This is a genomic window from Methanosarcina sp. WH1 (assembly GCF_000970005.1).
In the GTDB taxonomy this organism is placed as follows: Archaea; Halobacteriota; Methanosarcinia; order Methanosarcinales; family Methanosarcinaceae; genus Methanosarcina.
Map to the genome: position 1 here is coordinate 3,429,406 of NZ_CP009504.1, position 18,530 is coordinate 3,447,935.

At 42.7% G+C, this 18,530-nt stretch carries 20 protein-coding genes and 2 tRNA genes; 14 read left to right on the top strand and 8 right to left on the bottom strand.

Features of this window, described 5'->3' with window-relative positions:
- Positions 1–15 precede the first annotated feature (15 nt).
- Positions 16–837 (bottom strand): formylglycine-generating enzyme family protein, encoded by an 822-nt coding sequence (locus MSWH1_RS15075; protein ID WP_048129756.1) that lies wholly within the window; start codon positions 835–837, stop codon positions 16–18.
- 454 nt (positions 838–1,291) lie between these two features.
- Here MSWH1_RS15075 and priS point away from each other — a divergent pair, with 454 nt between their 5' ends.
- The 12 genes from priS to MSWH1_RS15125 all read left to right on the top strand — a co-directional run bounded on the left by priS (position 1,292) and on the right by MSWH1_RS15125 (position 9,884).
- Entirely contained in the window at positions 1,292–2,536 is a 1,245-nt protein-coding gene (gene priS, locus MSWH1_RS15080; protein ID WP_048129757.1) for a DNA primase catalytic subunit PriS, read from the top strand.
- Entirely contained in the window at positions 2,502–3,227 is a 726-nt protein-coding gene (locus tag MSWH1_RS15085; protein WP_048129758.1) for a hypothetical protein, read from the top strand. The genes priS and MSWH1_RS15085 overlap by 35 nt, the downstream gene beginning before the upstream one ends.
- A 430-nt stretch (positions 3,228–3,657) precedes the next feature.
- Positions 3,658–3,936, top strand: a complete 279-nt coding sequence (locus tag MSWH1_RS15090; protein WP_048129759.1) for a 50S ribosomal protein L44e — start codon at positions 3,658–3,660, stop codon at positions 3,934–3,936.
- 6 nt (positions 3,937–3,942) lie between these two features.
- Positions 3,943–4,131 carry a 30S ribosomal protein S27e gene (locus tag MSWH1_RS15095; protein WP_048124561.1) on the top strand — a complete coding sequence of 63 codons (189 nt, stop codon included), beginning with the start codon at positions 3,943–3,945 and terminating at the stop codon, positions 4,129–4,131.
- A 72-nt stretch (positions 4,132–4,203) separates the two neighbouring features.
- Positions 4,204–5,010, top strand: coding sequence for a translation initiation factor IF-2 subunit alpha (locus MSWH1_RS15100; protein ID WP_048129760.1), 807 nt, complete (start codon positions 4,204–4,206; stop codon positions 5,008–5,010).
- Between the two features lie 6 nt (positions 5,011–5,016).
- Positions 5,017–5,172 carry an RNA-protein complex protein Nop10 gene (locus tag MSWH1_RS18575; protein ID WP_082088175.1) on the top strand — a complete coding sequence of 52 codons (156 nt, stop codon included), beginning with the start codon at positions 5,017–5,019 and terminating at the stop codon, positions 5,170–5,172.
- A gap of 9 nt (positions 5,173–5,181) precedes the next feature.
- Positions 5,182–5,952: a proteasome assembly chaperone family protein gene (locus tag MSWH1_RS15105; protein WP_048129761.1), complete on the top strand. Its 771-nt coding sequence runs from the start codon at positions 5,182–5,184 to the stop codon at positions 5,950–5,952.
- A gap of 148 nt (positions 5,953–6,100) precedes the next feature.
- On the top strand, positions 6,101–7,513 hold the full coding sequence (locus tag MSWH1_RS15110; protein WP_048129762.1) for an endonuclease Q family protein: 1,413 nt from the start codon (positions 6,101–6,103) through the stop codon (positions 7,511–7,513).
- Positions 7,514–7,694: 181 nt separating this feature from the next.
- A tRNA-Ser gene (locus tag MSWH1_RS15115) sits at positions 7,695–7,778 on the top strand.
- Between the two features lie 273 nt (positions 7,779–8,051).
- Entirely contained in the window at positions 8,052–8,543 is a 492-nt protein-coding gene (locus tag MSWH1_RS15120) for a rubrerythrin family protein (RefSeq protein ID WP_048129763.1), read from the top strand.
- An 870-nt stretch (positions 8,544–9,413) separates the two neighbouring features.
- Positions 9,414–9,584 (top strand): hypothetical protein, encoded by a 171-nt coding sequence (locus tag MSWH1_RS19395; RefSeq protein ID WP_156148207.1) that lies wholly within the window; start codon positions 9,414–9,416, stop codon positions 9,582–9,584.
- A gap of 107 nt (positions 9,585–9,691) precedes the next feature.
- Positions 9,692–9,884 (top strand) — tRNA-Trp (locus MSWH1_RS15125).
- Between the two features lie 42 nt (positions 9,885–9,926).
- Here the strand turns inward: MSWH1_RS15125 and MSWH1_RS19400 are convergent.
- Positions 9,927–10,079, bottom strand: a complete 153-nt coding sequence (locus tag MSWH1_RS19400; protein ID WP_156148208.1) for a hypothetical protein — start codon at positions 10,077–10,079, stop codon at positions 9,927–9,929.
- A gap of 446 nt (positions 10,080–10,525) precedes the next feature.
- Between MSWH1_RS19400 and MSWH1_RS15130 the strand changes: the two genes are divergently transcribed.
- Positions 10,526–11,329: a hypothetical protein gene (locus tag MSWH1_RS15130; RefSeq protein WP_048129764.1), complete on the top strand. Its 804-nt coding sequence runs from the start codon at positions 10,526–10,528 to the stop codon at positions 11,327–11,329.
- 290 nt (positions 11,330–11,619) lie between these two features.
- Here MSWH1_RS15130 and MSWH1_RS15135 read toward each other — a convergent pair whose 3' ends face one another.
- From MSWH1_RS15135 to groES, 6 genes are all read right to left on the bottom strand, one after another.
- A complete protein-coding gene (locus MSWH1_RS15135; protein WP_048129765.1) occupies positions 11,620–12,810 on the bottom strand; it encodes a pyridoxal phosphate-dependent aminotransferase in 1,191 nt (396 codons plus the stop codon).
- Between the two features lie 298 nt (positions 12,811–13,108).
- Complete coding sequence (locus tag MSWH1_RS15140) at positions 13,109–13,753, bottom strand: hypothetical protein (RefSeq protein WP_048129766.1); 645 nt, start codon at positions 13,751–13,753, stop codon at positions 13,109–13,111.
- 121 nt (positions 13,754–13,874) lie between these two features.
- Positions 13,875–14,558, bottom strand: a complete 684-nt coding sequence (locus MSWH1_RS15145) for a queuosine precursor transporter (RefSeq protein ID WP_048129767.1) — start codon at positions 14,556–14,558, stop codon at positions 13,875–13,877.
- Between the two features lie 127 nt (positions 14,559–14,685).
- Complete coding sequence (locus tag MSWH1_RS15150; protein WP_048129768.1) at positions 14,686–15,513, bottom strand: ribonuclease H family protein; 828 nt, start codon at positions 15,511–15,513, stop codon at positions 14,686–14,688.
- 315 nt (positions 15,514–15,828) lie between these two features.
- Complete coding sequence (groL, locus tag MSWH1_RS15160; protein ID WP_048129770.1) at positions 15,829–17,439, bottom strand: chaperonin GroEL; 1,611 nt, start codon at positions 17,437–17,439, stop codon at positions 15,829–15,831.
- 125 nt (positions 17,440–17,564) lie between these two features.
- Positions 17,565–17,843, bottom strand: a complete 279-nt coding sequence (gene groES, locus MSWH1_RS15165; RefSeq protein WP_048129771.1) for a co-chaperone GroES — start codon at positions 17,841–17,843, stop codon at positions 17,565–17,567.
- 259 nt (positions 17,844–18,102) lie between these two features.
- Here groES and MSWH1_RS15170 point away from each other — a divergent pair, with 259 nt between their 5' ends.
- Positions 18,103–18,510 carry a helix-turn-helix domain-containing protein gene (locus MSWH1_RS15170; RefSeq protein ID WP_048129772.1) on the top strand — a complete coding sequence of 136 codons (408 nt, stop codon included), beginning with the start codon at positions 18,103–18,105 and terminating at the stop codon, positions 18,508–18,510.
- Positions 18,511–18,530 lie beyond the last annotated feature (20 nt).

Consider the following 18,530-nt stretch of genomic DNA (forward strand, 5'->3'; position numbering starts at 1 on the left):
GAATCGTAGTAGTAGTTACAGTTCCCTCAAAAGGCGAAAGCCCAGGTTACTGAAACGGCTCTCAGGGTCGCGCCCGAAACGGCTAGCTGAACAACAGGATTTGGTATCACAGTACCAGCTGCCCCCACGAGAAACCCGATCGAAGCAATCCCCATCTTCCCATGAATATTCATCAGAAGGGGAACCGTTGTAGTTTTCTTGCCATTTATCCTGGACCCATTCCCAGACATTCCCATGCATGTCATAAAGCCCCCAGGGATTCGGCTGCTTCCAGCTAATCAAATGAGTCTTACTATCTGAGTTTTCAGCGTACCATGCACATTCATTAAGCTTTGACTCATCGTCACCAAAAGAATACCTTGTTTGTGTACCGGCTCTACAGGCGTATTCCCATTCGGCTTCTGAAGGTAAACGGTATTTATCGGTGCTTTCTGCTGTATTAAGTTTTTCAACAAATTCCTGGACCTCATACCAGGAAACCATCTCAACAGGTCGGTCTTCGCCCCTGAAGTGTGAAGGAGAATCCCACATTATGTGCTTCCATTGTTTCTGTGTGACCTGAGATTTACCCATGTAAAAAGGGTTTTCAATTGTTACTTTATAGACAGGATATTCGGAATTTGATATGTCCTGCTCTTCAGAAAGAGAACCCATATAAAATTCACCGGGAGGAATCAATACAAATTCCATACCTGTAGAAGAGCTAGTAAAGGTTTCAAGAATTTCTGAGTATCCAAACTTTGCCACAACATATGAACCTGAGTTTTCAATTTTTTCCCTTTTCAGATAGCAGAGAACTAAATTAATGTAATTTTTAAGGCTAATTTTGCTTCCCATAAGACCTTCCCCCAAAAGTTCTTATTTCGTAACCTGTTTCGATAGTTCATCTGAGTTATCACGCTATTAACAGGAACATTTACAGAGATGTTATATACTGAGTTATCACGCTATTAACAGGAACATTTACAGAGATGTTATATATAGTAACAGGAAATTCATATTTACACTTCTTGATCAATTGGGTTATATTGCGCATGAGCTCTTTTTCTTTCTAAGTAAATCCCATCCCTTTTTAACCTATAACGAGTCCTTCCCAATGACAATTTCTGTAATCCTTAACTGGTGGTTTTCCAGCAACTTTGAAGCCGCTGACCTTGACATCAATTGATAATATGAACTGTTCTAAAAAAAAATTCATATAAACAAAAGTAAAATATGAGTTAATCTATCTAAAGAAACCCCAGACCAAAACTTTAACTAAAAGATTCAAAATCCAGGCAACCAGAAAAACATGGACATCCGAACCACCCAGTTTTTGAAATCCCGCTTCCAGAACTATTATAAGACCGCAGAGATAGGTTTTCCTGATCACCTGCTTAATAGAGAATGGGCTTTTATCTTTTATGACGATATGCCTGAAAAGATGATGCACCGGCACAAGTCTTTCGGCTCGCAGGGGGAAGCCCTTGACTACCTTTATGGCATGGCTCCTGCACATGTTTATAATTCTACAGCTTACTATGAATACCCTGACGCAAAGAAGATGAATGAAAAGAACTGGCTAGGGGCAGAGCTGATTTTTGACCTTGATGCAGACCACCTTCCAAACGCTCCAAAGAACTATGCTGACATGCTGGAGCTTGTGAAGAAGGAGACTTTCAAGCTCATGGACTTTCTTTTAGACGATTTCGGGTTTTCAGAGAAGGATATCGAACTTGTTTTTTCCGGAGGAAGAGGATACCACTTCCATATTACAAACCCAAAAGTCATGAATCTAGGGAGTTCAGAAAGAAGGGAAATAGTGAATTATGTGAGCGGGAGAGACATTGATTTTAAACACTTTTTCAAGGAAGTTGCAATGGATGGGGATTTCGGGACAGGCTCAAAGACATTTAAAGGGATTAAGAACGTGCCTGTGAAGTGCACGCTTGTTGGATACGATTCCGGGTGGGGAAAAAGGATTGCAATTTATCTTACGGACTACATGAAGGCTGAATGTGAAAAAAAATACAAGAAATATATGTTTCCTGAGCTTCGCAGGCATGAGAAGGTAGGAGATACCACAATAAAAAAGCTGATTAATATTACAAACAGTGAAAATGGCTTAAATGACATTCTGGAGAGGGGAAGGCTGGACTTCGACGTAAGAAATTTTAAGGAGATAGCCGCATATTTTATGCAGGAATCAGTTGAGGACTTCCTACACAGGTTCGGAGCCAGTGTTGATGAACCGGTGACTGCAGATATCAAACGCCTGATCCGTGTACCCGGGTCCCTTCACGGCGGGTCCGGGATGCTGGTTAAGAAGCTTGCTTTATCCGAGCTGGAAGGATTTGAACCACTCAATGATGCCGTTATCTTTAGCGACAAACCGACAAAGATAACCGTTTCAAAGCCTTTCTCAATACAGCTAAAGGGCAAGGATTTAAGAATAGAGGAAGGCATACAGGAAGTTCCGGAGTATGCAGCCGTATATCTAATTTGTAGAGGTGTTGCGGAGTATGGACATAGAAGAAATCAGCCAAACACTGTATAAAGAAAAAAACCAGACACTGAAAACAATTCCGGCTGATTTTTACCTGGAAGCTGAAAAATACATCAGAGAGCTTGAGAAAGAGATTGAGAAGACCAATAATCCCCGTTCTCCTGAATCAAAGATGCTCAATGACGAGCATGAAAGGGCGCTTTCGGACCTTGAGACTATTTTTATGAAAAGGATAGGAAAGGTCATTACCAGGGCAACGATCCAGTCTCACGCAAATAAACCTATTTCAAAGGATATCGAAAAGCTGCTTCCTGCGGAAAAATTACTGTATGACCTTGTGCTTCAGGGCATAGAAGCTGCAAAGGTAGAGCTTTTAGGCCCCATTCTATATCCAAATTCAGGGAAAACTGCCGTCTGGCCCTGTGTATGGTCAACAAGACAGGCTCCTGCCGCGATTCCTCCAGAAGCACAGACAGGCAGAGAAATAACCGCGGCTGCGAGCGGGAAGGAAACAGGGACAGAACCGGACAAAAACAATATAAACGAAAAATATGTTGTTGTCCGAATACTGAAGGACCTGCCTACCTTCACAGGTGCGGATAGCCGAAACTATAAGGTCAATGCCGAAGATGTGGTTGTTTTGCCGCAACTGAATGCAACCGGACTGATTAAGCGGAAAGCGGCAAAACTGATTGTTGCCAGAGAGAAAGGCTCTGAAGAAAAGAATTCCGAAAAGAACTGACTCTTTGAGACATGCAGTTTATTTTAGCCAGAAAAACAATTGTGGACAGGCATTTCAGAAATCCTGTAAACAACAGATTCATGCCTTATGAAGGAAAAGCACTTCAGGCAATAGTATTAGTATTTATATGTGTAGCTATATCTGTGTAGCTTAACCTTGTTAGCGTGCTCTGACCTCGTCTTCGAAAGGAGACCACCACTCAGGATATTGAGGCAAAAGAGATTTAAGGCAAAAGAGGTCAGACGATTTCAAACTTATGAATTAAAGCTTCCCAAATTCATCAATTAAAGCTTCCCAAATAATAGATTCCCGTGAATAAAACGCCATACGTAACGCCATACGTATATTCAATAAGTATATTAAACAGTGCTTTTCCGCAAAAGCCGGAATATGCACAACATACCAATAATCATCAAAAAAGGTGTAAAGAATGAAGATTCCAAAGCGGTTCAGAACTTACTGCCCGTTCTGTAAGACCCACAGTGAACACGTAGTAGAGAGGGTCAAGAAGGGCCAGGCTTCATCAATGACCCACATTGCGAGGCAGAAGAAAAGACAGCAAGGTATAGGAAACAGCGGAAAGTTCTCCAAGGTGCCCGGTGGCGACAAACCAACAAAGCGCATCTGGCTCAGGTACCGCTGCACCGTATGTAAGAAAGCACACCAGAGACCCTGTTTCAGGGCAAAGAAGTTCGAGTTCAAGGAGTAAGATAAAATGATAGACTACACCCAGCGACCAAAAAGCAGGTTCCTGCGCGTAAAGTGCAACGACTGCGAAAACGAACAGATTATATTCGGAAGCGCAAGCCGTAAAATTACCTGCGTAGTCTGTGGTAGGACCCTTGCCGAACCAACCGGTGGAAAATCGACAATTACCACTCACATTCTGGAAGTGCTTGAATAACTGTATCAGGAAAAATACTGAACAGGAATATGGCAGAAAATAATAGAAAACAAAAAGTGAGAAGTGGTACGAATGGGAAACGATAACTGGCCTGAAATCGGAGAGTTTGTTGTCTGTACGGTGAAGAATGTAACAGATTTCGGAGCCTACGTCGAGCTTGAGGAATTCGGAGGGAGGGAAGGTTTCATCCATATCTCCGAAATTAAAGCAGGCTGGGTCAAATACGTCAGGGACTACGTCAGGGAAGGGCAGAAGATTGTCTGCAAGGTTCTGAACGTGGACCCTTCCCGCGGCCACATAGACCTTTCATTGAAAGACGTAAATGAGCACCAGCGGCGGGCTAAGATCCAGGAATGGAAGAACGAGCAGAAAGCCGCCAAGTGGCTCCAGTTCGTGGCCGAAGAAACCAATGACGATGAAGGCAGCATTCAGGCTCTGCACGAGAAACTTGTAGAAGAGTTCGGAAGCGCATACTCCGCTTTCGAAGAAGCAGCCATCGAAGGGGAAAAAGCCTTTAAAGGGCTTAAAGTCAACAAGAAAGACTTGAAGAGCATAATCAAGATCGCGGGAGAAAATATCAAACTGCCCTTCGTGGATATCGCAGGGTATGTGGATCTGACCTGCAATCTTCCAAAAGGCATAGAGGTCATAAAACAGTCTCTCCATGCTGCAAATTCAATCAGCGATGTTGATGGAAAAGATATCCGGCTCGAAGTAAGTTACACAGGGGCTCCGAGATACAGAATCAAGGTAATAGCTCCTGACTATAAGAAAGCCGAATCAGTCCTTAAAAAATCCGCCCAAACGGCAGTAGACACTATTTCCAAACTTGGTGGACACGGGATTTTCAAACGGCATATCGAATCAACAAAGGCGTGATACCCTTTGGGACAAAAGATCCGCAAATGCAAAAATTGCGGCAGGTACACTTTAAGGGAAAAATGTCCGGTTTGCGGGGGAGAAACCTTACCCGCTATCCCGGCTCGCTTTTCTCCTCAGGACCCTTACGGTAAGTACCGAAGACTGGCAAAGAAAGGATAAGAGATTTTTATGCAGCAAAGTACACTTGTCCGCCTGAAAGAAAACCTTGAGCTCAAAAACCCCGTACTTATAGTCGGACTTCCGGGAGTGGGGCTTGTGGGCAAGCTGGTGGCAGAACACCTGGTAGACGAACTTGAGGCTGAAAAGATTATGGAGGTTTATTCCCCGCATTTTCCACCCCAGGTCCTTGTCAATAAAGATTGTACGGTCCGCCCGGTAAGCAACACCATATACTATGGAAAAGCAAACGAAACTGATGTTCTCTTTCTTGTAGGAGACCACCAGAGCACTACCTCACAGGGACATTACGAACTCTGCTCTCTTTATCTGGACATCGCAGAGGAATTTAAAGTGCCCAGGATATACACCCTCGGAGGCTACCCCACAGGCAAACTCACCTATGAAGATACAGTCCTGGGGGTTGCAAACAGTACGGAACTGATCGAAGAGATTAAGAAATACGGGATTGAGTTCAGGGAATCAGAGCCAAGCGGAGGAATCGTAGGAGCTTCCGGCCTGCTTGTGGCTTTCAGCGGGATGAGGGGCATAGATGCCGCCTGCCTTATGGGAATGACGCCCGGATACCTGATGGATCCAAAAAGTGCCCAGTCTCTTTTGAAGGTGCTGTGCAATATGTTCGGGATCGAGGTAAACACGGACTCTCTTAAGAAAAAAGCCGAGGAAATGGAGAATATCCTCGAAAAGTTGAAAGAAAAAGAAGAACAGCAGAACTTCTCCGAAGTTAAACCCACGGAAGAAGACCTGCGTTATATAGGATAAATACACGGATCTGAAAGTTACAGGTAGAAGGAGGGTGATTTATTCGCCCTCATTACATAGATAAAAAACGAATTCAATAGAGCAGGATGGGGAAGTTGACGCATTCCTCCCCTGAGCTAAAGACTCAGGGGTTTCCTGCTGAAGGATTATGAAAGTCAATGCAGACCTCCATCTCCACTCGAAGTACTCGATGGCTTGTTCCAGAAAAATGGAACTGCCCACAATTGCGAGGGAAGCCTCGAAAAAAGGGATGGAACTTATCGGTACCGGGGACTGTACTCATCCGAAGTGGTTGGAAGACATTAAAAACGCAGCCATTTCAGACGAAGAAATTCGGATAGGAAATATATTTTTTATCCCCACTACCGAAATTGAGGATATCGACCGGGTGCACCACCTCCTGATATTACCTTCTATTTCAAAGGCCGAAGAGTTGGCAGAAAGAATTGCACCCTTCGGAAACCTTGAAGCAGATGGGCGCCCCACAGTTAAGCTGGATGGCTGTGAAATTGCAGAGATTGCAAAAGACCTGGGAGCTCTTATAGGCCCTTGCCACGCTTTTACTCCCTGGACTGCTCTCTACGCCTACCACGACAGCCTGGAAAGCTGCTATGGAGATATGACAAATTATGTTTCTTTTATTGAGCTTGGTCTGAGCGCAGACAGTAATTATGCGGACAGGATTGAAGAACTGCACCGACTAACCTTTCTTACAAATTCTGATGCCCATTCCCCTTATACCAACAAACTGGCAAGGGAATTTACTCAGTTCAATGTTCCGGACATCACTTTTGAGGGCATCAAAAAAGCCATTCTCAGGGAGCAGGGATACGGGGCTACTCTGAACGTCGGTTTTTTTCCTGAAGAAGGAAAGTACAACCGATCTGCATGCATCAAATGCTTTACCCAGTACCCACTGCTGGAAGCCGAAGCCAGCAGATGGCGCTGCCCTATATGCAGAGGCATTATTAAAAAAGGAGTGGCTGACCGGGTCAATGAACTTGCAGATTTTGAAGACCCCAGGCATCCTGACTACCGACCTCCTTACCTCCACCTGATGCCTCTTGCAGAGATCATACAGATGGCACTCGGCCATGCAAGCGTCCAGACAAAAGGCGTAAAGACTGCCTGGGAAATCCTTGTGGAGCATTTCGGAAACGAGGTTGAAGCCCTTATCTATGCAGAACCTGAAGCTCTGAAAATAGTGGACGACAGGGTAGTAAACGCAATTCTTGCCTTCAGAAAAGGCGATGTTATAATCCACCCCGGCGGAGGCGGCCAATACGGCTGGCTCGAACTGCCCGGCAACCTGAAAGCAGAAAAGGCTGAACCTGCAGGAAAAGCTGCCGAGGAAAAGAAAAGAGCCTCAAAAATAACAAAAAGGGAGAAAGAAAAGCCCAGAACTCAGACCTCTTTTTCTGACCTTGAGAGAATAAAATCGGCAGGAACAGCGGAAACAGTAGATGCTGATGAAGAAAAGGCAGCCGGAGCAGGAACAAAAGAACCGAATGAAGAAAGTCCAGAAAAACCTGCAGGTCAGAGGTCACTTTTTGATTTTTAACATCCCGGATCCCGCTGAGAATAAAATATATAAGATAGAAAGTGTATTCACTTAACTCTGCACCAAAAACGCCGGGCACTGCCCGGAAACTTCCTCATTACTTAAGATTCATCCGGCATTTAAGCTGACATGAAACTATAAGTCGAACTAAAACCTATCTGAAACGTTCTTAAATCAAAATGCCCAGGTAGTCTAGCGGTAGGGCGACGGTCTCGAAAACCGTTTCTTCTTTGGGAGAGCGCAGGTTCGAATCCTGCCCTGGGCGTAAATTCCTGATTAAAAACATATTAAAACCTTTTTTAGAAAAACAGGCATTGTCTGATTAATTTGTTAATCCGTTCCGGAATCTCCGAGGAAATCTTTCAGTTGTGAAAAAGACACAATACAATGAATGACGTTGTATGGGGAAGAAATGCTTGTAATTCACTCCTTTAGTCCGCTTGAGCAAGAGAAGCTCATTGTTCTTATGGGCGTTAAGAATAATATATATGACCAGTAAATAGAGTGAAAAAAGATTTCAAATCAAGGGGAAATAAACATGAGTTCAAAGGATAATCTTAAGGCTGCGTTTACCGGCGAATCGATGGCAAACAGAACATACCTGGCCTTTGCGAAAAAAGCAGATGAAGAAGGATATCACCAGGTAGCCAAACTATTTAGAGCCGCTGCTGCTGCAGAAACAGTCCATGCTTTCAATCACCTCCAGCGTATGGGCGGGATTGGAACTACAATGGACAACCTGAAAGAGGCCGTAAACGGGGAAACATATGAGTTTGAGACAATGTACCCCACATTTATAGAGGAGGCAAAGACAGAAGGGGACAACAGGGCTCTCTGGAGCTTTGAGGTCGCAAATAAAGTAGAAAAGATCCATGCCAGACTATATGAAAAAGCCCTGGAAGAAATTGGGAACAATAAAGAGGTTGATTATTACGTCTGCGGGGTCTGTGGACATACTATGGAAGGTGAACCTGAAGGGAACTGTCCAATTTGTGGGGCACCTGCATCCAAATATAACAAAATTGACTGAAAGCCGAGACTCGAAAACAACGTTTTAAGACGACAACGTTTCTGACGTTCAGCGGGACATATCGAGAGCCAGCAGATAAGAAAAAAAGCTCTCCATTTACTTTTTTGCTATCATGAGATAGAACCACCTCCGACATAAAGAAGGAGAATGTATATTTAAAATTGAAACTGGACATCTAAGTAGAACACCCAACTAAGTAGAACACCAAACTAAGTAGAACACCCAACTAAGTAGAACACCCAACTAAGTAGAACACCAAACTAAGTAGAACACCCAACTAAGTAGAACACCCAACTAAGTAGAACACCAAACTTATCAAAAAATATTCCTCATACAGAATGAAAATATATTAACATTATGATGAGAATTAACATAATAACAAGTAATATAATAACTTGAAAAAAACAGAAACATAAGGTAAAAATAACCCTAAAGATTAAGAGGAAACCCTTTATATACTCAATATTAATATTTTTCAATAACTCGCATTAATCAATCGGAAAATGCTACGAACGTTGAACCCCATTTGGGGAATCGGCTCCAATAACCCCATAACTAGCATATATTACAAAAGTGTTAAAATTCCGGACAAGTATATACTTGGAAAAATTGGTAGAAAAATAGATCCGGATTGGATTCACCCACAAACCTGTCACCAATCTAAAAAAATGAGAGGAAGTCCTTACCTCTTAATTCCAACCTTTTTTATAACATTTTCAAAAAACAGATTAAAATCATTCCTGGTCTTCTTTGACCACATCAGAAACACTAGTTAAGATATGATATGTTGCTATCCTGTGGGAGTCATAAATAACTTTATTTGTAAAACCCTCGATATAGAACAAAATTAAAAAGGGAGCCCTGAAGCCTTTGAAATTAAACAAGAAATGGATAAAATACTTTGACCGCCGAAGAACAGGAAAGTGGACAGGTGAGATAAGCACATATGACTTTGCAGTCCGGCTGCTTGGCTATATCTCCTTTGCAATACTTATGCTCGCAATTCTTGCAGGAATAATTTACTTCAAATTCATGTACTGAGTAAGAAATAGTAACCTTATAGAAATATTATTCCGAAAACATTATTTCCTTCCGTTAACTATTTAAAAGAGAAAGGATATGAGAGTATCCTTGTTAATCTTCATAAAGGGGCTGTGGCCTAGCCCGGCATGGCGATGGGCTCCAGCGGATAAATGATGAACAACGGGTCTACCGAGTCTTTCCCGACGGGGCAGGACAATGAGGAACCGTTGGAGCACTGATAGATGCTCACCAGAAAAACTGTGAAAGCAGTTGTTCGGAGATACCCGTCGATCGTGAGTTCGAATCTCACCAGCCCCACGTTTTTTCTTTTCTTTAATTTTGATTTTCAGAAAAACTTTCTCAGCTTTGTACGAGTACCTCTAATTCAAGAATCTCTAATTCAAGTATCTCTAATTCAAGTACCTCTAATTCAAGTATCTCTAATTCAAGTATCTTTAAGTCCAGTATATCTAAGTCCAGTATATCTAAGTCCAGTATATCTAATTCAAGCATCTCTAAGAACGTGTCTTAAAATTAAATTTGATTCTACAATGATGACAGTAATTATCATTTGAACTGAAAAACAGTGTCATTAATCTGATAAATGTCTAATGTGTAAATTTTAACCATGATGTCTAATGTATTTACTTTCATACATCGAGCGAGTAAACCTGATGTAATAAATTTACAGTCTGAATTAAAAGTCAGCAATGACCACTATATAAATGTAGAAATGGTTTGAATTTTAAGGCAGCCTCTAAGTCCAGTATCGACACTCCCCATATTTACCCCTTTTTTGATAATATCCTCTTTTTGAGATCTCCGGGCCTAACCTGTCACAGAGGTAGAGAAACCGATAGTTTCGGAAGGAAACACTTTCACAAAGCTTCCTCAAAAGTTAATATTTCCGAAAACCAATCTTTCTCCAGATTAACTCAAAAACAACTGAGGTTCCCCCTTTGAAACGAGAAAAAGAAGAGATAACAGTCCTTATCAGAGCTACCCCGGAGAAAAGCAGAAGAAACGGGGAAGTGCATGCCGTCGGAGTTACGGGCATCAACAAAGCCGGAGAACTCCTGAGGCTTTACCCTCTCAGGTTCAGGTATGGCGAAGGACTGGTGGATTTCAGGAAGAATGACCTGCTCGAGGTTATGGTTACGAAGCCTGAGCATGACCTGAGGTTGGAAAGCAGGAAAGTCCTTGATTATGTAAACCTGGAAAAGCCCGCAAAGGACAGGAAAATAAAAGAGCTTATCCTGCCACTGGTGACGTCTTTAGAAAGGCTGAGCATTGAAGGAGTAAGTCTGGGAGTAGTAAAGCCAGAGCTTCTGGATGTCGAGGTTAAGGTAAACAGCATTGAAACCTATGACCGGCAGCAGTACTTTAATATGATGGGAGATTTTCTGGAAAAAGGGGAAAAAGCCAGAATGCCTGTGGAGGTCAGGTACACTTTCAGGTGTGAGGGAGAAGAAGCCTGCAGGGGGCATAGAATTAACCTGCTTGACTGGGAACTCAATGAAACCGTACGGAATATTGTAAGGGAAAAAAGGGAGCATGAGGCTGTGAAAAAGAAAATAGAAGAACAGCTCTTTGAACTCCTGAAAGAAAAAGAACTTTACTTTATCATGGGGACTCATTTCACATATGGAACCTGGATGATTACGGGGATTTTCTGTCCTGAAAAAGAAGGTCGGAATCAAAGCAGTATTTTTGATTTTAAGCAGGGGAGTGAAGCTACGACAGCGGAAAAAATAATAACCTGAATTAAACGGAGTGAACTACCCCCTGCTTTCTGATGAAAGCGAGGACGGAACTTCCTTCGAGTGATTACGTCACCTGGATATTTGCAGTGATGCAAGTATCCATCTGTAAAATTAGAAAGATAATTATAAGAATTGAGAGGCAGAAAAGGACTGCTTTCGGATTCTGGAAGTTTTCATAATTCAGTCTCATCCATCAGTCTCATCCATCAGTCTCATCCATCAGTCTCATCCATCAGTCTCATCCATCAGTCTAATCCATCAGTCTAATCCATCAGTCTCATCCATCAGTCTCATCCTTCACCTTCAAATTCTTTTTCCAGGAAAACTTCTAGACGGTCCATGCCTTCTGCAATGTTTTCAAGGCTGTTAGCGTAGGAAAAGCGCAGGTAACCTTCTGCCCCGTTTCCGAAGTCTATGCCGGGAGTTACTGCCACGCCTGCCTTATTGAGGATCCTGCGGCTCAGTTTAAGAGAATCACTGCAGAACTTGCGGGCATCAGCAAGGACATAAAAAGCTCCCAGTGGCTCTCTGCGAACATCGAGACCCATGCCAAGAAGCCTTTTTAGCATGTACTGGCGGCGCACATTATAAATCCTGACCATCTCAGCAACATGTTCCTGGGAACCTTTCAGGGCTGCAATGCCTGCTTCCTGGACAAAGGAGTTAGCGCAGATAAAAAAGTTCTGGTGAATTTTCTGAATTGCACGTACGCATTTCGGGGGACAGATAATATAGCCAAGCCTCCAGCCGGTCATTGCATACAGTTTGGAAAAGCCATTCAGGACAAAGGCATTTTTAGTATATTCCAGAATACTGTGGTCTTCTCCGTCATAGATCAGGCCCTGGTAGATTTCGTCCGAAACGATAGGAATTCCTTTTTCATCCGCTATTGATGCAAGGCCCTGCAAGCTTTCAGGAGACATAACATGCCCTCCAGGATTTGAAGGGCTATTAATGAGAATGGCTTTGGTGTTCGGGCTCAGGCACTGTCTTACGGTTTCCGGTTCAAGGGCAAAGCCGTTTATCTCACTCGTATAGACAAAAACAGGGACCCCACCCAGATATTTTACGAAATTCGGATAGCAGGCATAGTGAGGGTTCGACATAATTACTTCATCCCTCTTTTCAAGCAGAGCCATAAAAGCCATCAGGAGACCAGGACTTGTCCCGGAAGTAACAATAACCTGATTGGGATCCAGGTCAACTCCAAACTTCTGATAATAAGACTCAACTATTGCTTCTCTAAGAGCGGGAAGTCCCTGGCTATGAGTGTACTTTGTAAGTCCCTGACCAATCGCAGTACATGCAGCCTCACATATATGGGAGGCGGTAGGGAAATCAGGCTCTCCGACCTCGAGGTGGATTATATGCCTGCCCTGAGCTTCCAGGGCCTTGGCACTTTCCAGTACTTCCATCACATAGAAAGGAGGGATATCTTCGGATTTTTTTGAAAGGATGCATTCGGAATTTATCAAAAACATAAAAGACCTTCTGAAAAGCGATTACTATAAAAGCCACAGGGTAAAAGCAAGTAATATCATCAAATATGTTCCATCATTGAGTAGATACTATCACTGAATGTACCTGAAACTGCGTATGCTTTCAATATTTAAATATTCTGTGGGGAAAAACATAGAATCAGAGATGAGAGAGCATAAAAAAAAAACTAATTTTCGTAAGAAGTTAGAAGAAAAAATTAATTCTCGGAAGAGGTTGAAAAGAAAAAACGAACCCTCTGAACTGGATAAATTCTACAGAAACTTGAGTTCTCAGAGGAACTCAATCATTCGGCATAATTTTTTCAATTACCTCCACATCCGGCTCATCCCATCCCTGGTCTTCAAGCTTTTTTGCAAAATCACATTGAGAAGACAGGAATTTTTCAACGTTTTCAGGGACAATATTGAGGAAATCGTAGTCTCCATAAGCTCCCGTAAAGAAAGAAGCGACAGTTTCTTCAAATTTATCTTCTATTCTTTGGGGATACCAGAGCCCATATTGAAAAAGCAAAACAAAATTAGGGTCAGGGACAGGAGTCTCTTCCGGATAAATATAAAAACCTATAAAAATCTCTTCTCCGAATTTTGCAAGAACCAGTTTCTTTTCAAACTCCGGCTTCTGAAGTTTGAGAAACCACTCTCCCTTTAAGAGGTCTCGAGGTTCGTTAATAACTCCATGGGCTTTCAGAATCCTTTCAGCTACCTGCTGGATCTCCAGGGTCATACCCTTACGCTGTTCCTCAGGCATATCCAGGCAGGAGATACAGAATTCTTCAGAGGGAATTCCTGTGTGTCGAGTACCTGTTTCTTTACCTGACTTCTCCTGCTCTTCAGCTTTTCTTTCGTAATCCTTTTCGGAATTTGTCTCATTACTCCGGATCTCGGCCTTTACCTGCCAAATTTTTACCTCAGGATGTTCTGCCATAATTAGCACCCCCCGTTAATGTATAGGACGGTGATACCCATAAGCATTGGGATTTAAGCCCCGGAAATATATTCCCGAACCACTTCAGAATCGAAGCTGATTTCAGGAACCATCCCCTTTTTTAACCATTAACCGAGCCTGCCTCCATGCTTTCCCCATGATAGGGGGCATCGTCCGTGCTTTCAGAAGCAAGCCACCGGACTCCAAGATATACAAAGGGAGTGTCAAGGAGGGCAAAAACCGCTTTAAGGGCCCAGAGAGGCAAAACCATATAAAGAATTGGGACTGCTCCCAGTTCGGGAGTTGCATGATAGAAAGCGATAAAAATGAAAATAATGGAGTCGAACAGCTGGGAAACAATTGTTGAAAGGTTGTTTCTAAGCCAGAGGTGTCTACCATTTGTCTTCTGCTTCCAGAAGTTAAAAGCCCAGAGGTCATGGTACTGGCTTATGACAAAAGCGATCATGCTTGCCAGGATAATCCGCAGGGAGTTTGAGAAAACATTATTATAAGCCTCACTATGCGGATACAGAGGGGAGGGGGTCAACCCTGTACTTACAAATACGAAAAGTACAGCGATGCAGAGTGAAAGGAAGCCAGCGTGTACGAAAATCTTTGTTACTTCTTTTCCCCTAACCTCTTCTACTATGTCCGTAATAAGAAAAGTAACCGGATATCCGAATAAACCGACTGAGGTTACAATTCCGAAGATCTCAATTAGCTTGCTCCCAAGAAGATTTCCAAGAAGCAGAGAGCTGACGAAAACTGTTAGCAAGAGCTGTGTTTTGTAATCTATGGGTTTCATGGATACTCAGGGGTTTAAGTTGGGTTTTGGGGTTGAATGATAATATTATAAGTGGAATACTTTAACTTTCAGTGCACCGGTGTTTGATCATGGGATGTTCGGTAATGGACTGCGGAGCGCAGAAGCATTACCTGAAACGTTCTGCTCTTCTGAAGAGGTTTTGAGGTGACCGATCTACTTCATCGCATATGACCTTATGGGGAATAGAAGAGGGTAGAATGGAGTATGCCTGGCTATCCGTTCCCCGAAGCCCCCAGGTTTCATCCGTAAGCAGGAAATAGGAATTTTCAAGTCTTATACCCTTTGATTTAAGAGAAAAAAGGATTTCAGGGTTTGAAAGGTCTTTTCTAATCTCTTCCGCAGCCTTTACCTGAGTGCCCGGACCTCCTTTTTTTACCAGATAAACCAGGTCATCGGAAAGGGTCTTTTCCATTGTGCGGACTATCAACCTGTAGCAGGTTTTTTTATTAGTGGACTTTTCCGGAACTTTTTCCAGATAAAAAACGTTGCTTCCATTTTGGGCAATGTCTGAAAGAATATCTTCCCGCCTCGAGAAAGATTCCACATCCGACGTGGATGTACTCGAGAAAAAAACAGGAAACTTTTTAGACAGGCTATCTGCAGCTGCCTGATTCATCTTCTCACGGGGAATATACTCGAAGCTAACTCCAGACCCCGAAAACTCCTTTTCTACTTCCTGCGCCCTTGCCTGAAAAGTTTTTACGGCTTCAGTAGAGTCATTATAAACAACTATTTCTGTATCGCCTTTTGAAAAAATCCTGATAAGGGATATGGCAAAATTGAGGGCTGCAAGTTCACAGTCAAGATTATTTTGAGGATGACCCGGGACTTTAGTTGTTGATTGATGAAGCTGCATGCTGTCCCGCAGCACCACGCAACCGATGTAAGAATTTTCACCTTCATTATAGGATGAATCGCAGTAAATTTCAAGCATCTTTACTTTCACCTTTCTGGCAGGGGGAGTTTTTAGTAAACGAACTGGATGATTAAGGGGATTATGAGTGATTATGAATAAAGAGGGGAGAGGATAACAGTTTGACTATAAATTAACAGTTAGAAATATGGAAAATTACGCTTTTACAAAAATATTGCGCTAATGACAGAAAAAGGTTTTCAGCCCTTACCTGAGATAAAAGAAAAAGGAGGAGGGCTTCAGAGTGATTAGGGAAAAGGAAGAATGAAATCAGGAAAAAAGAAAAAGAAAAAAAAAGAAAAGAAAAGAAAAAAAGAGAAAAGAAAAAAACCACAATCAGATAATAATTGTATCTGTCCTGTCGTCTTTCTCTTCATCGAAATCGGTCACGAGAGCTTCAGTCGTGAGCACCATCCCCGCGATTGAGGCGGCATTCTGAAGCCCGCTTCTTACCACTTTTGTCGGATCGATTACACCCGCTTCGAAGAGGTCTTCAAAGACATCACTCTTTGCATTGTATCCGAAGAGTTCGCTGGGTTCTGCCCTTATGGCTGCCACCACTTCAGCGCCTTCCCTGCCTGCATTTATGGCGATCTGACGGACAGGATCTTCTATGGACCTCTGGACGATCTTTACACCCACCTGCCTGTCGCCATCAAAGTTCAGGGATTCAAGAATTTCAGCTGCACGGAAGAGACTTACTCCTCCTCCTGTGACTACACCTTCCTCAACTGCGGCTTTTGTGGCGTTCAGGGCATCATCGATTCTCATCTTCTTTTCCTTGAGCTCGGTTTCTGTTGCAGCTCCTACTTTGATTACAGCAACACCTCCCCCAAGCTTTGCCTGGCGTTTTTTAAGCTCGGTTTTTCTGTAGTCGGCTTCAGCAATGTTAATCTGAGCTTCGATGACTCTGACCCTTTCATCAATCTTTGCTTTGTTACCCTTGCCTTCCACGATTATGGTTTTGTGGTTGTCAACCGTGACTTTCCTGGCACTTCCAAGCATGTAGTCACTGAATTCCTCAAGTTTCATGCCTTTTTCTTCACTGATAACCTGCCCACCGGTAAGGACGGCAATGTCCTCAAGCATCTCTTTTCTCTCGTTTCCGAACCCAGGAGCTTTTACAGCGCAGACCTTCAGGGCTCCGCGGATGATGTTCAGGATCAGGGCTGCCTGGGCATCCCCATCAACGTCCTCAGCAATAATCAAGAGGGAACGGCTTTCAGAAGCGACCTTCTCAAGCACAGGTACGATCTGCTTCATGCTGTTGATCTTCTTGTCTGTAATCAGTATATAGGGATCTTCAAATTCACAGATCATTTTTTCAGTATCAAGTGCCATGTATGGGGAAACAAAGCCGCGGTCAAACTGCATACCCTCGACCACATCAAGGCTGGTTTCCATTGTCTTTGAGTCTTCAACAGTGATTACCCCGTTGTAGCCGACCTTTTCCATAGCATCGGAGATCAGGTTGCCTATTTCTTCATCATTGTTTGCAGAAATAGTAGCTACCTGTATGATATTGTCCTTGCCTTTTACCTCCACGCTCTTGCTCTTGAGATACCCTACAACCTTTTCCGTAGCGATCTCAATCCCTTTCTTGACTTCTATAGGGTTTGCCCCTGCACTGATGTTTTTCAGGCCTTCACGGATCATGCTCTGAGCAAGGAGGGTTGCGGTAGTTGTCCCGTCTCCTGTGTTGTCCTGGGTTTTGGAGGCAACCTCTTTGACAAGCTTGGCGCCCATATTTTCAAACTTGTCATGGAGCTCTATTTCTTTTGCAATGGTAACACCGTCATTTGTGACCACAGGTTTTGTGCTTTTATCCAGCACGACATAACGACCCCTCGGCCCCAGGGTGATCTTAACAGTATTTGCAACTTTATCTACACCGTTTAAGAGGGCTTTTCTTGCACTCTCATCAAACATTATCTGCTTTGAAGCCATCTGTATTCACCTGGATTAAGATAAAATATTCTTACTTAGTTAAGCTATGATTTATCGAAGTCGTGATTTACCTGACATTCGGGATCTAAATGATGAAATATTTTCAGAAGCGACCTCATTCGAAATTATTCTTCAACAACTGTTGCCAGAATATCCTTGAAGTCGACAAAAATATATTTTTCATCATCTATTTCAATCTCATCGGCTTGGTATCCCCCGTAAATTACGTGGTCTCCCTTTTTCAGAGGTAGCTCCTTCCCGTCTTCAAAGGTCCCCACAGCCAGAACTATTCCTTCTTTTTTCTCTTGCTGTGCAGAATCGGGGATATAAATCCCGCCTTTAGTCACTTTTTCTATCTCCTGGTGTTTGAGTAATACTCGTTCGCCAATAGGTCTGATAATCACTCTTTGTTCCTCCTTTATATGTAAGTGACCTCATATTAGCTGAACATTCACTAGTTGCTATCAATCAGCATGGAATTAATGAATGTATTGAGCTGTAAAACGCCCAACTATCCCCATATAATGCAAAACTTCTATTTAAAAATTACCAGCAAACCAGACAAAATTTGTAAATAAAATAAATATAATTGCAAAAAAATCGAAATGATGTTTACAAATTAAAATAAAATATATATACATGAATCTCTAAAATAATACACAGATGGTTCAGCAGATTATCCTTCGAAATCTTGAAAAGCCCCAGATAAAGAGCCTTGAAGAAGACCTTTTATGGTTCTGTGACAGCTTTGGCTTTTCTTCGGGAAGGGATACCGAAAATACAGCCAACAAAATAATCTTCAGCTTACTCGAAAAACTTTCAAATGACGAACTCAGTTCTACAGAATATCTGGCTGAAGACCTTGATATGAAAATCCCAAGAATCAATCATCATCTCCGAAACCTCAATGACTCCGGACTCCTTTACAGAAAAAAACGTCTGATTTATCTGAGGGGAGGCAGTCTGAAAGCTGCAGTAAAGGAGATGAGAAAAGACTCGGAAAGGATACTTGATGAGCTGGAAAACATAGCTGAAGAAATAGATTCAATGATGGGTCTTAAAAACCGGTAAACCCCATGGTAAAAAAAGTA

Coding starts and splice junctions, on each gene's coding strand:
- MSWH1_RS15075 (WP_048129756.1), bottom strand. CDS start 837: ATGGGAAGCAAAATTAGCCTTAAAAATTACATTAATTTAGTTCTCTGC.
- priS (WP_048129757.1), top strand. CDS start 1,292: ATGGACATCCGAACCACCCAGTTTTTGAAATCCCGCTTCCAGAACTAT.
- MSWH1_RS15085 (WP_048129758.1), top strand. CDS start 2,502: ATGGACATAGAAGAAATCAGCCAAACACTGTATAAAGAAAAAAACCAG.
- MSWH1_RS15090 (WP_048129759.1), top strand. CDS start 3,658: ATGAAGATTCCAAAGCGGTTCAGAACTTACTGCCCGTTCTGTAAGACC.
- MSWH1_RS15095 (WP_048124561.1), top strand. CDS start 3,943: ATGATAGACTACACCCAGCGACCAAAAAGCAGGTTCCTGCGCGTAAAG.
- MSWH1_RS15100 (WP_048129760.1), top strand. CDS start 4,204: ATGGGAAACGATAACTGGCCTGAAATCGGAGAGTTTGTTGTCTGTACG.
- MSWH1_RS15105 (WP_048129761.1), top strand. CDS start 5,182: ATGCAGCAAAGTACACTTGTCCGCCTGAAAGAAAACCTTGAGCTCAAA.
- MSWH1_RS15110 (WP_048129762.1), top strand. CDS start 6,101: ATGAAAGTCAATGCAGACCTCCATCTCCACTCGAAGTACTCGATGGCT.
- MSWH1_RS15120 (WP_048129763.1), top strand. CDS start 8,052: ATGAGTTCAAAGGATAATCTTAAGGCTGCGTTTACCGGCGAATCGATG.
- MSWH1_RS19400 (WP_156148208.1), bottom strand. CDS start 10,079: ATGCTTGAATTAGATATACTGGACTTAGATATACTGGACTTAGATATA.
- MSWH1_RS15135 (WP_048129765.1), bottom strand. CDS start 12,810: ATGTTTTTGATAAATTCCGAATGCATCCTTTCAAAAAAATCCGAAGAT.
- MSWH1_RS15140 (WP_048129766.1), bottom strand. CDS start 13,753: ATGGCAGAACATCCTGAGGTAAAAATTTGGCAGGTAAAGGCCGAGATC.
- MSWH1_RS15145 (WP_048129767.1), bottom strand. CDS start 14,558: ATGAAACCCATAGATTACAAAACACAGCTCTTGCTAACAGTTTTCGTC.
- MSWH1_RS15150 (WP_048129768.1), bottom strand. CDS start 15,513: ATGCTTGAAATTTACTGCGATTCATCCTATAATGAAGGTGAAAATTCT.
- groL (WP_048129770.1), bottom strand. CDS start 17,439: ATGGCTTCAAAGCAGATAATGTTTGATGAGAGTGCAAGAAAAGCCCTC.
- MSWH1_RS15170 (WP_048129772.1), top strand. CDS start 18,103: ATGGTTCAGCAGATTATCCTTCGAAATCTTGAAAAGCCCCAGATAAAG.